The sequence below is a fragment of the Streptomyces sp. NPDC031111 genome, assembly GCF_055570675.1.
Genome location: NZ_JBVIGS010000003.1, coordinates 263,607 through 273,305, shown reverse-complemented (window position 1 = coordinate 273,305; position 9,699 = coordinate 263,607). Strand labels below are relative to the sequence as shown.

The following is a 9,699-nucleotide window of genomic DNA, read 5'->3' as shown; positions in this document are numbered from 1 at the left end:
CGACGTGGATCGCCGTATGTGTACAGGCGCCGGACGCAACCGCCCGGAAACGCGACAGAGGGAACCTAACCCCGGGCGATCCGGAGGGTCAAGGAGATCAATCGGCTATGCCACGTGCATGTCCGGGCCGTGTCCCGCCGGCGGGACACGCGGGACAACCCGGCGGGACCCGCGCGCACGCCCGGCACCGGCCACGGTGCCCGCCGATGCGGCCTGGCGACCGGCTGCGCCCTGCCGGTGCGGCGGCCGGCGCAGGGCCCCGCGCGTCGCTCGCGGGGCGGTTCGCCTTGATCGGCGGGCTCTTGCACGCCGTTTCTCGGCGGTGTTAGCTTCACTTTCCACAAATGCCGATCGCACGTTTCCCGAGGATGTTTCACAAAAGGAAACCCGTATGGCAAAAACGCAGTGGGTAAGTCATCTGCTGAACCGTGGCGCGGACGACGACCCCTGGGCCGTTTCGAGCGCTTCGGTCACCCGGGGACAGTTACGCGGTGCGGTGGCCGAGTTTGAGGAGCGTTTCCGGAACCAGGGAATCGGCGAAGGCAGCTCGGTTCTCCTGAGGATGACGCCGAGTTTCACTTATATTCAGGTTCTGCTGGCCCTGTGGAGCCGTGGGGCGCAGGTGGTTCTGGTCGACTTCCGGCTGAAACCGGCGGAGTACGAACCGCTGGCGCGGCTGGTGCGTCCGCAGTACCTCGTCGCCGCGTCCGGCGCCGGAGGGCCGGTGGCCGGATTCCGTCAGGAGTCCGGCTTCACGGTCCGGCGGCTGCCGGACGGCCGGCCCGCCGTCGACGGCGTCCGACTGGTGCAGTTCAGCTCGGGCTCGTCCGGCCGGCCCAAGGTGATCGGCCGCCCCGCCGACTCCGTGCTGGCCGAAATCGACCGGCATGCCGCCCTCCCCGGAATCCCTGGCGCGGGCGACCGGATGATGTTGCTGAACTCGGTCATGCACAACATGGGCCTGGTCAGCGGCGTGCTGCACGCCCTCGCGTCCGGGGCGACGCTGATCATCCCGCCGACGCTGCGCCCGGCCGAGATCGTACGGCTCATGGCGGCGACCGGGACGACCGCCGTCTACGGAACGCCCGTCCACTACGACCTGCTGTCCCGCGTCGCCGACCCGCCCCAACTGCCCGCACTGCGCCTTGCGGTGTCCGGCGGTGAGCGGGTGCCGCAGGAGACGTACGAGAACTTCCGTGCACGCTTCGGCCTGCCGATCAGCCCGGTCTACGGACTGACCGAGATCGGACTGATCGCGGGTGACCTGTCCGGCACGTCCGCCCCGCCGCAGCTGGGGCTTCCGGTGCCGGGGGCCGAGGTCAAGGTCGTCGACGAGGAGCTGTATGTGCGGATGGACCACTCGCCGTATCTGTACGGCGAGCACGCGGACCGCTACACGGACGGCTGGCTGCGGACCTACGACCGGGTCCGGCAGGACCCTGCGACGGGGGTGCTCAGCATGCTCGGCCGGGCCGACTCGCTGGCCGTGATCGGCGGACTGAAGGTCGACCTCGCGGAAGTGGAGAACGTCCTCCTGACCCACGACCGGGTGACGGAAGCCGTCGTGACGCACGGAGAGGTCATCGAGGCGTTCGTGGGCGCCGATGCCACCGTCGGCGCGGACGAGTTGACGGCCTGGTGCCGGGAGCGGCTGAGCCCCGTCAAGGTCCCCAAGAGGTTCCACGTCACGCGACTGCTGCCGCGGAACTCGATGGGGAAGCTGATCCGCGACCGTGCGCTGATGCACGGACGCGTCCTGTCGGAATCACCCTCGCGGGCACAGGGGGACCGGTGATCTCGAAAGACGACCTCAGGGCGATATTGACCGAGAACGCGGGACTCGGGCCGGGCGAGGAACTGACCGACGACGCCGAGCTGGTGATCGACTCCTTCACCCTGGTGGTCCTTCAGCACGTCCTGGAGGAGCGGCACGGCGTGGTCATCGACCCGCAGTTCGACGACATGGCCCAGTTCACCTCGATCGACGGCATCCACACCTACGTGACCAGGGTCGCGCAGGAGCACTGACCGGCACCCCTGGCCCCCATCCGACCGCATGCGCAGGGAGCGATGATGAGCAACCCCTTCGAGAACCCCGACGGCACCTTCCTGGTGCTCGTCAACGACGAGGGCCAGCACTCGCTGTGGCCCTCGTTCGCCGAGGTGCCCGCGGGCTGGACGGTCGCGCTCGGCCCGAGCGACCGCCGGACCTGCCTCGCACACGTCGAGGAGCACTGGACCGACATGCGCCCGCTGAGCCTCGTGCGCCGATAGGAGACCTCGATGGACGACGCCGCATTCCAGCAGCTGCTGTTACGGGAGGAGGACCTCGAGGAGTCGTTCTACGGCGAGGAGCCGAGCGCCGCCTACGATCCCGTCTTCGTCTCCGGCGACGAGTCGGGGCGGGCCATCGTCGACCTGACCAACATGCTCACGCACGGCACGCACCCCGAGACGGTGCACCACGCCTCCGCGCTGTTCACGAACGTCGTGGGATCGGTGGTGTTCCACCATGTCGCCCGGTTCGGCCACGGGACCTGCCGGCAGATCTACCAGGAGCTCTTCGACGCGGTGCACGCCTGCGCGCAGTACCGGATGGAACTCAACGACGGCGTGCGGCTCGACATCTCGAGGGTGGACCTGGAGCCTGTCGAGTTGGGAGACGGCGGCTTTCTGGTGCGGTGGCTGTCCACCGTCGACCACTTCCGCATCGAGACCGCCTGGGTGATCGTCGCGAAGGACGACATTCTCACCTTCGTCAACGCCCGTGTCCCGGACGAGTCGGAGATCCAGCGGCTCGCCCGCGTCGCCGTCGGCCGCGTCGCCGAACCGACCGGTGCGTCATGACGTCCACGGCATCCCTGGTCGACTTCGCGTCAGCGCTGGAGACGGTCGAGGAATGGCTGACCGAGTACATCTCGGCGAGCCATCCGGAGATCGGCCGCACGGGGCCCATCTGTCCCTTCGTGGCACCCTCGCGCAAGAACCGGACGATGGAGATCCGCCTGCGGTTGGCCGGTCACGCGCCGACCCTCGAGCTGATCGAGGAGATCGCCCTCAGCAGTCTGCGAGAGTACGAGCTGACGACCTGGCAGGGCCGCAATCCCATGCTGCGGGCCATGGTGGTCGCACTTCCCGACCTGCGCGGCGAGGACACCGGACTGCTCGACCAGGCCCAGGCCCGGGTGAAGGACGCCTTCGTGGCACAGGGGCTCATGATCGGCCAGTTCCACGAGAACTGCGAGGTGACGGCCGCCCGCAACCCCCGCTTCGCGGTGAGCAAGGCACCCTTGCCGCTGTTCGCCATCCGCGCCATCGCCCTGCACGACGTCTTCTTCCTGTCCGAGCGACCGCACTGGTTCCAGCAGTACCGGGAGCGGTTCGGCAAGTTCTTCGGACCCGGATCCACCGTGGCGGACCCGCTCCTGGTGGAGCGCTACCAGGAGGCCGAGCAGGCTTACGGTGGTCCGCCGCCGTAGGTGCCGGCGACCGCTCCGCCGGACGACAGCCCGTACCCGGCTAGGGTGGCCCCTCATGGACTGCCTCACCGATGACCTGCCGTTGCTGGAGTTGCTGTGCGCCGCTGACGAAGTGCGGGCCCCCGGCGAACTCGAGTCGTCGCGCCCTCACGAGAAAGCTCCCGACGCGGTCGTGGACACATACGTGGTCGACGGCGGCCGGCTGCTGCTCACTCTCTGGCGCGGCCGGCTGCATGAGGTGATCTACCAGACCCCGGCGGAGTCCGAAGAGGACGCGTCGCGGCGCAACAACCGGCTGTTCGCGCACTACGGACAGGGCGACGGCTGGACCGAGATCCTCGACAACGGTTTCGGCAAGACCTATCGCCGTACCGATCAGCGGCGGTACGCGTTGTGGAGCTACGCGATGGACATCACGACCTTCGGCACGATGGACTTCCATCAGGTCATGTGGTAGCCGCAGGGCGCCGCTGTACGTCGGGGGGAGCTGACCGTGGGGAACGTACTGCCCGTGGCCATCGGGGCCGCCATCGGCCTCATAGGGGTGGTGTTCGGGTCGTGGTTCACCGCGCGCCGACAGGACCGCATGTGGCTCCGCGAACAGAAGCTGAAAGCCGGGATCGGCTTCAACACGGCCGTGGTTCAGTTGCTGGACCACCTCAAGGAAACACGGCTGAGTGACGACGGTCCGGGAGCCAATGAGTTGGCGAACCGGCTGCAGGAAGCACGCTCGGCCCTCTATCTGCTCTGCTCCGACGACACCGTCGATCTCGCCGATGCCGTCGCGCGGCGGGTCTGGAGCACCCGGCCCACCGACGGCAGGGACGACCGCCGGGCCGAGTTCCGAGAGACGTTGGACCTCCTGCGCCGCTTCACCCACCAACTCCGGCAGGAGATCGCCAGATCCTAGTCGGGCAGCGGGCTACCCGTCGGTGGCGACGCCCTCGCGGGCCGGTGTCGTTTCGGTGCCCTCGCCGGCGCGGCGGAGGGCGTCCTCGTCGGTGCGGGCGTCGTAGCGGACGAGCTTGGGGAGGGCCGCGGTGAGCAGGCCGACCGCGGCGACACAGGCGAGTCCGCCGCTCCAGATCGCCGGGCGGGCGCCGGTCCAGCCGGCCATGGCCCCGGCGCGGACCTGGCCGAGTTGCGGGCCGATGCTGTAGGAGAGGACCTCGATGCCGGCGAGGCGGCCGCGCAGCCGGTCGGGGATGGTCTGGTTCCAGATGGTCGAGCGGCCCAGCCCGCTCAGCATGTCCCCCGCGCCGGCCAGGCCGAGGCACACCAGTACCAGCCAGACGTTCGCCGTCCAGCCGGCCGCCGCCATGGCCAGGCCCCAGCCGGCGGCGCCGAACACCACCAGCAGGCCGTGCCGTTGGGTCCGTGAGACCCAGCCGCTGGTCAGGCTCACCAGGAGCGACCCGACGGCGCCCGCCGAGTACATCAGGCCCAGCGCCCAGTCGGCGTCGAGCTCGTCGGCGAGGAAGGGGAAGATGGTGTTGGGGAAGGCGAAGAACATCGCCGCCAGGTCCACCGTGTAGGTGCCCAGCAGCACCGGCCGCGACCAGGCGTAGCGGGCGCCTTCGGCGATGCCGCGCAACGACGGCTTGGCGGCGTGCTCGACGGGCGGCACGGGTGAGAGCCGACGGCACGTCAGGACCGACGCCGAGAAGCAGACCACCGTGGTGGCGTAGGCGGGGACGTTGCCCGCGTACGCCACCACGAGTCCGGCCAGCGCGGGTCCGGCGATCGCGCCCGCCTGCCAGCGCAGGGCGTTCAGCGCGGCCGCGGCGGCGAGCTGGTCGTGCGGGACGATCCGGGCCAGCAGCGAGTCCAGGGCGGGGCGTTGGAGTCCCGCGAGCGCCGCCACCCCGGCAGCCACGACGTAGAGCGGCCAGAGCATGGGGTTCGGCAGCAGCGCGTTGAGCAGCAGGAGGACGGCGAGCAGTCCCAGCCCCGCTTCGGTCAGCACGATGACCTTGCGCCGGTCCACCGCGTCCGCGAGGGCTCCGCCGTACAGGCCGAAGACCACCAGGGGCACCAGTTCGACGGCGCCCATCGCGCCGACCGCGAGCGGTGAGCCGGTCAGCCCCTTGATCTGGAGCGGCAGCGCGATCAGTGCCATGACGCTGCCGAGGTAGGTGACCAGGCCCTGCACCCACAGGAGGCGGAAGTCCCGGGAGGAGCGCCAGGGCGCGAGGTCGGGCAGTACTGCCGCGAGCTTCTTGATCATGGTTCAGCGGCTCCCGGCCGCGTGCCGCCGCGACCCGGCCGAGGCTTCGGTCTCCGCGGCCGTCGAGTGGTGGCGCCCGATGGGCAGGACGAGGGGCTTGCCCGAGACCGGGTCCTCGATGACGCGGCTCTCCATGCCGTACACGGCACGGACGGTGTCCTCGGTCATCACGTCCCGCGGTGTTCCGGCGGCGTGCAGCCGTCCGGCGGCCAGGGCGACGAGCCGGTCCGCGTAGCGGGCGGCCAGGTTGAGGTCGTGCAGGACCATGACGATCGTGGTGCCCCGGGTCCGGTTGAGGTCGGTCAGCAGGTCGAGGACCTCGATCTGGTGGCTGATGTCGAGGAACGTGGTGGGCTCGTCGAGCAGCAGCAGGTCGGTCTGCTGGGCCAGCGCCATCGCGATCCACACGCGCTGGCGCTGGCCGCCGGAGAGTTCGTCGACGGCCCGGTCCACCAGTTCCGTCGTCCGCGTGGCCTCCAGGGCGGCGGCGACGGCGGCGTCGTCCTTCGCCGTCCAGCGGGCGAAGGCACGCTGGTGGGGGTGGCGGCCCCGGCCCACCAGGTCGAGGACGGTGATGCCTTCAGGGGTGACCGGTGACTGCGGCAACAGGCCCAGGGTGCGGGCGAGTTCCTTGGCGGGGGTGCGGTGGACCTCCTTGCCGTCCAGGACGACCCGGCCCGCGCGCGGCGCGAGCAGCCGGGACATCGAGCGCAGCAGCGTCGACTTGCCGCAGGCGTTGGCGCCGACGATCACCGTGATCCGCCCGGCGGCGAGGGTCAGGTCCAGGCCCTCGATGACGGCGCGGTCGCCGTAGCCGAGTGTGAGGTCCTCGGTGGCGAGGGTGTGGGACGCGGTCACAGTGAGCCTCCGGCCCGGTTGGTGCGAATGATCAAGTAGACAAGGTAGGGGGCGCCGAGGACGCCGGTGACGACGCCCACCGGGTAGCGGGTGTCGAAGGCGTACTGGCCGGTGAAGTCGGCGACGAGGACGAGCAGGGAGCCGACCAGTCCGGCGGGGACCAGCAGGGAGCCGCCGGTTCCGGTGAGCCGGGCGGCGATCGGGCCGGAGAGGAACGCGACGAAGGCGATCGGTCCGGCCGCCGCCGTGGCGAACGCGATCAGCCCGACGGCGGCGACGATCACCGTGACGCGGGTGCGTTCGACGCGGACGCCGAGCGCGGAGGCCGTGTCGTCGCCCAGACTCAGCGCGCTCAGGTTGCGTCCCTGGTACAGCAGCACCGGGCCGAGCGCCAGCACGGCCAGGACGGTGGGCACGGTCTCCTCCCAGGTGGTGCCGTTGAGACTGCCGGTGAGCCAGCGCATCGCCGCCTGGAGGTCCCACTCACCGGCCCGCGACAGGACGTAGGAGGTGACGCTGTCGAGCAGGGCGGCGATGCCGATGCCGATCAGGATGAGCCGGGTGCCGGCGACCCCGTCGCGGAACGCGAGGGTGTACACCAGCAGCGCGACCCCGAGCGCGGCCGCGATCGCCAGCACGGACACCTGGGTGTCGCCGAGCGAGAAGGTGACGATGGCGATGGCCGCCGCCGCGCTCGCTCCCGCGCTGATGCCGATGACGTCGGGGCTGGCGAGCGGGTTGCGGAGCATCGTCTGGAAGGTGACGCCGGCCATGCCGAAACCGAACCCGGCGGTCAGGGCGAGCACCGCCCGCGGCAGCCGCAGCGTGCCGACGGTGAAGGAGGCGCCCGGCACCTGCTCGCCCATGACCACCCGCAGCACGTCGGAGGCCGGGTAGAAGGTGTGCCCGGCCATGAGCGTGGTGGCGAAGGCGGCGACGACGAGGACCAGCAGGACGGAGACGATCAGCCGGCGCCGGTACGCGCGGCGGACCCGGGCGCGGGTGACCGCGCGCTGCGTCGGCGGGGCGGTGACGGCGGGGGCGCTCACAGGGATCTGACCTTCTGCCGGCGGACGATGTGGATGAAGAAGGGGGCTCCGACGATCGCGGTCACGATGCCCACCTCGATCTCGGACGGCCGGGCCACGACCCGCCCCACCACGTCGGCGGCCGTCAGCAGGACGGCGCCGCCGAGGGCGGAGAACGGCAGCGTCCAGCGGTGGTCGACGCCCACGAGCAGCCGGCAGGCGTGGGGTACGACGAGTCCGACGAAGGCGATCGGCCCGGCGACGGCGGTGGACGCTCCGCACAGCACGACCGCGCCGAGCGCGGCGCCCGCCCGCACGAGGGCCACCCGTTCGCCGAGTCCGGCGGCCAGGTCGTCGCCCAGGGCGAGGGAGTTGAGGGCGCGGGCGGAGGCCAGGCAGATGACGAGACCGGCGGCGAGGAACGGCACGACGCTGCCGAGCTGCGCGTAGGTGGCGCCTCCGACGCCGCCGATCTGCCACAGCCGGAAGGTGTCGGAGATGTCGTTGCGCGGCAGGACGACGGCGCTGACCAGCGAGGCGAGCGCGGCCGAGATGGCGGCTCCGGCGAGGGCCAGCTTCAGCGGGGTGGCGCCGCCGCGCCCCAGGGAGCCGACGGCGTACACGAATCCGGCGGTGAGGCCGGCCCCGGCCATCGCCGTCCAGATGTACCCGGACACCGACGCGAGGCCGAAGTGCGCGATGCCGGTGACCACGGCGAGGGAGGCGCCCATGTTGACGCCGAGGATGCCGGGGTCGGCGAGCGGATTGCGGGTGACGCCCTGCATGACCGCGCCGGAGATGCCTAGGGCGGCGCCCACGGCGACGGCGAGGAGGGTGCGCGGTACGCGGTTGGCGACCGCGGCCTCCTCCAGGGTGCCCTCCGCTCCGCCGAGCGCCGACCACACGTCGGCCCAGGCGACGTCGCGGGAGCCGAGGGCGAGGGAGGAGGTCATGGCGGCGAGCAGGACCGCGGCGACGACGAGGAGCCAGATCACGCGCACCCGCGCCGGACGCCGCAGCGGGGCGGAGTCCGGCGCGGGCGGGGTGGCGGTGACGGTCACGCGGCCTTGTCCGCGGCCTCGGCGAGCGCCTTCACGTAGTCCTCCAGGACGTACGGGATGGACAGCGGGGTCGGGTTGGCGGCGGTGGCCTGCGGGGTGCTGCCGGGCAGCAGGTGGATGGAGTCCCGTTCGACGGCGGCCAGCTTGGAGGTGAGCGGGTCCTTCTTGAGGGCGTTCAGCAGCTCGCCCTTGTCGTCCCCGTAGCCGGTGATGATGTCGACGTCGTTGAAGTCGTCGACGCGCTCGGCGCTCTTGGTGAGGACGAACTTCTTGGTCGACCCGGACGGCCCGGAGACGCTGGCGGGGATCTTCATGCCGAGGTCGGTGAAGAACTGGGTGCGGGTGTCGTGGGTGGTGTAGAAGCCGACCTGGCTGACGTTCTTGGACGACACGTGCGTCATGAACATCGCCGACTTCCCCTTCAGCTGGGGGTACTTGGCGACGGTCTTCTCGATCCGCCCCTCCAGGTCGGCGATCAGTTCGTCGCCCTCGTCGGCCAGTCCGATGGCCTTGCTGTTGAGGCGGATGATGTCGCGCCACGGGGTCGCCCAGGCGGCCTCGGGGTAGGCCACCACGGGGGCGATCCGACTGAGGGTCTCGTAGTCCTGCTTCGTCAGTCCGGAGTAGGAGGCGAGGATGACGTCGGGCCGGGTGTCGGCGACGGCCTCGAAGTCGATGCCGTCGGTCTCGTCGAACAGGACGGGCGTCTTGGCGTCGAGTTCCTTGAGCCGGTCCTCGACCCAGGGCAGTACGCCGTCGCCGTCGTCGTCGCCGAAGTTGGCCTTGGCCATGCCGACGGGGACGACGCCGAGGGCGAGCGGGACCTCGTCGTTGGCCCAGTTGACGGTGGCGACGCGCTTCGGCCTGTCGGGGACGACGGTGGTCCCGAGGGCGTGCTCGATCGTCACCGGGAACTGGCCGGAGCCCTTGGCGTCGGCGCCGCTGTCGTCGTTGGCGTCGGACTCGCCGCCGCAGGCGGTGAGTCCGAACAGGAGGGCCGCCGCGAGGGCGAGCGCGCGAAGGCGTGGGGTTCTCATCGACCCGTG

The 9,699-nt window shown here is 70.9% G+C and carries 12 protein-coding genes; 7 read left to right on the top strand and 5 right to left on the bottom strand.

The features are described from left to right. The first annotated feature begins 16 nt into the window (after nt 1-16). The 7 genes from ACZ470_RS08465 to ACZ470_RS08435 are packed head-to-tail and all read left to right on the top strand — an operon-like array spanning nt 17 to nt 4,389. The gene (locus ACZ470_RS08465; protein ID WP_468426287.1) at nt 17-1,795 is read left to right on the top strand and encodes a class I adenylate-forming enzyme family protein; all 1,779 of its coding nucleotides are present in this window, start codon (nt 17-19) and stop codon (nt 1,793-1,795) included. After that, the gene (locus tag ACZ470_RS08460) at nt 1,792-2,028 is read left to right on the top strand and encodes a hypothetical protein (protein WP_468425635.1); all 237 of its coding nucleotides are present in this window, start codon (nt 1,792-1,794) and stop codon (nt 2,026-2,028) included. Before ACZ470_RS08465 ends, ACZ470_RS08460 begins: the two co-directional genes overlap by 4 nt. Before the next feature lie 45 nt (nt 2,029-2,073). Further along, complete coding sequence (locus ACZ470_RS08455; protein ID WP_468426285.1) at nt 2,074-2,274, top strand: MbtH family protein; 201 nt, start codon at nt 2,074-2,076, stop codon at nt 2,272-2,274. 9 nt (nt 2,275-2,283) lie between these two features. Continuing rightward, nucleotides 2,284-2,847: a hypothetical protein gene (locus tag ACZ470_RS08450; RefSeq protein WP_468425633.1), complete on the top strand. Its 564-nt coding sequence runs from the start codon at nt 2,284-2,286 to the stop codon at nt 2,845-2,847. Then, nucleotides 2,844-3,479, top strand: coding sequence for a DUF6875 domain-containing protein (locus ACZ470_RS08445; RefSeq protein ID WP_468425631.1), 636 nt, complete (start codon nt 2,844-2,846; stop codon nt 3,477-3,479). Before ACZ470_RS08450 ends, ACZ470_RS08445 begins: the two co-directional genes overlap by 4 nt. A gap of 55 nt (nt 3,480-3,534) precedes the next feature. Further along, nucleotides 3,535-3,936: a hypothetical protein gene (locus ACZ470_RS08440; RefSeq protein ID WP_468425629.1), complete on the top strand. Its 402-nt coding sequence runs from the start codon at nt 3,535-3,537 to the stop codon at nt 3,934-3,936. A gap of 36 nt (nt 3,937-3,972) precedes the next feature. Then, nucleotides 3,973-4,389 (top strand): hypothetical protein, encoded by a 417-nt coding sequence (locus tag ACZ470_RS08435; RefSeq protein WP_468425627.1) that lies wholly within the window; start codon nt 3,973-3,975, stop codon nt 4,387-4,389. Nucleotides 4,390-4,401: 12 nt separating this feature from the next. Here the strand turns inward: ACZ470_RS08435 and ACZ470_RS08430 are convergent, their stop codons facing one another. From ACZ470_RS08430 to ACZ470_RS08410, 5 genes are read right to left on the bottom strand one after another with little or no spacing between them, the layout of a single operon-like run. Then, nucleotides 4,402-5,706 carry an MFS transporter gene (locus ACZ470_RS08430; RefSeq protein WP_468425625.1) on the bottom strand — a complete coding sequence of 435 codons (1,305 nt, stop codon included), beginning with the start codon at nt 5,704-5,706 and terminating at the stop codon, nt 4,402-4,404. A gap of 3 nt (nt 5,707-5,709) precedes the next feature. Beyond that, a complete protein-coding gene (locus ACZ470_RS08425) occupies nt 5,710-6,564 on the bottom strand; it encodes an ABC transporter ATP-binding protein (RefSeq protein WP_468425623.1) in 855 nt (284 codons plus the stop codon). Further along, on the bottom strand, nt 6,561-7,613 hold the full coding sequence (locus ACZ470_RS08420) for a FecCD family ABC transporter permease (protein WP_468425622.1): 1,053 nt from the start codon (nt 7,611-7,613) through the stop codon (nt 6,561-6,563). The genes ACZ470_RS08425 and ACZ470_RS08420 overlap by 4 nt, the downstream gene beginning before the upstream one ends. Beyond that, nucleotides 7,610-8,653, bottom strand: coding sequence for a FecCD family ABC transporter permease (locus ACZ470_RS08415; protein WP_468425620.1), 1,044 nt, complete (start codon nt 8,651-8,653; stop codon nt 7,610-7,612). Before ACZ470_RS08415 ends, ACZ470_RS08420 begins: the two co-directional genes overlap by 4 nt. Then, nucleotides 8,650-9,690, bottom strand: a complete 1,041-nt coding sequence (locus ACZ470_RS08410) for an iron-siderophore ABC transporter substrate-binding protein (protein WP_468425618.1) — start codon at nt 9,688-9,690, stop codon at nt 8,650-8,652. Before ACZ470_RS08410 ends, ACZ470_RS08415 begins: the two co-directional genes overlap by 4 nt. Nucleotides 9,691-9,699: the final 9 nt, after the last annotated feature.

Excerpts from the sequence above, each read along its gene's own strand:
- ACZ470_RS08430 (WP_468425625.1), bottom strand. The coding sequence starts at position 5,706 with ATGATCAAGAAGCTCGCGGCAGTACTGCCCGACCTCGCGCCCTGGCGC.
- ACZ470_RS08445 (WP_468425631.1), top strand. The coding sequence starts at position 2,844 with ATGACGTCCACGGCATCCCTGGTCGACTTCGCGTCAGCGCTGGAGACG.
- ACZ470_RS08455 (WP_468426285.1), top strand. The coding sequence starts at position 2,074 with ATGAGCAACCCCTTCGAGAACCCCGACGGCACCTTCCTGGTGCTCGTC.
- ACZ470_RS08465 (WP_468426287.1), top strand. The coding sequence starts at position 17 with ATGTGTACAGGCGCCGGACGCAACCGCCCGGAAACGCGACAGAGGGAA.
- ACZ470_RS08410 (WP_468425618.1), bottom strand. The coding sequence starts at position 9,690 with ATGAGAACCCCACGCCTTCGCGCGCTCGCCCTCGCGGCGGCCCTCCTG.
- ACZ470_RS08450 (WP_468425633.1), top strand. The coding sequence starts at position 2,284 with ATGGACGACGCCGCATTCCAGCAGCTGCTGTTACGGGAGGAGGACCTC.
- ACZ470_RS08440 (WP_468425629.1), top strand. The coding sequence starts at position 3,535 with ATGGACTGCCTCACCGATGACCTGCCGTTGCTGGAGTTGCTGTGCGCC.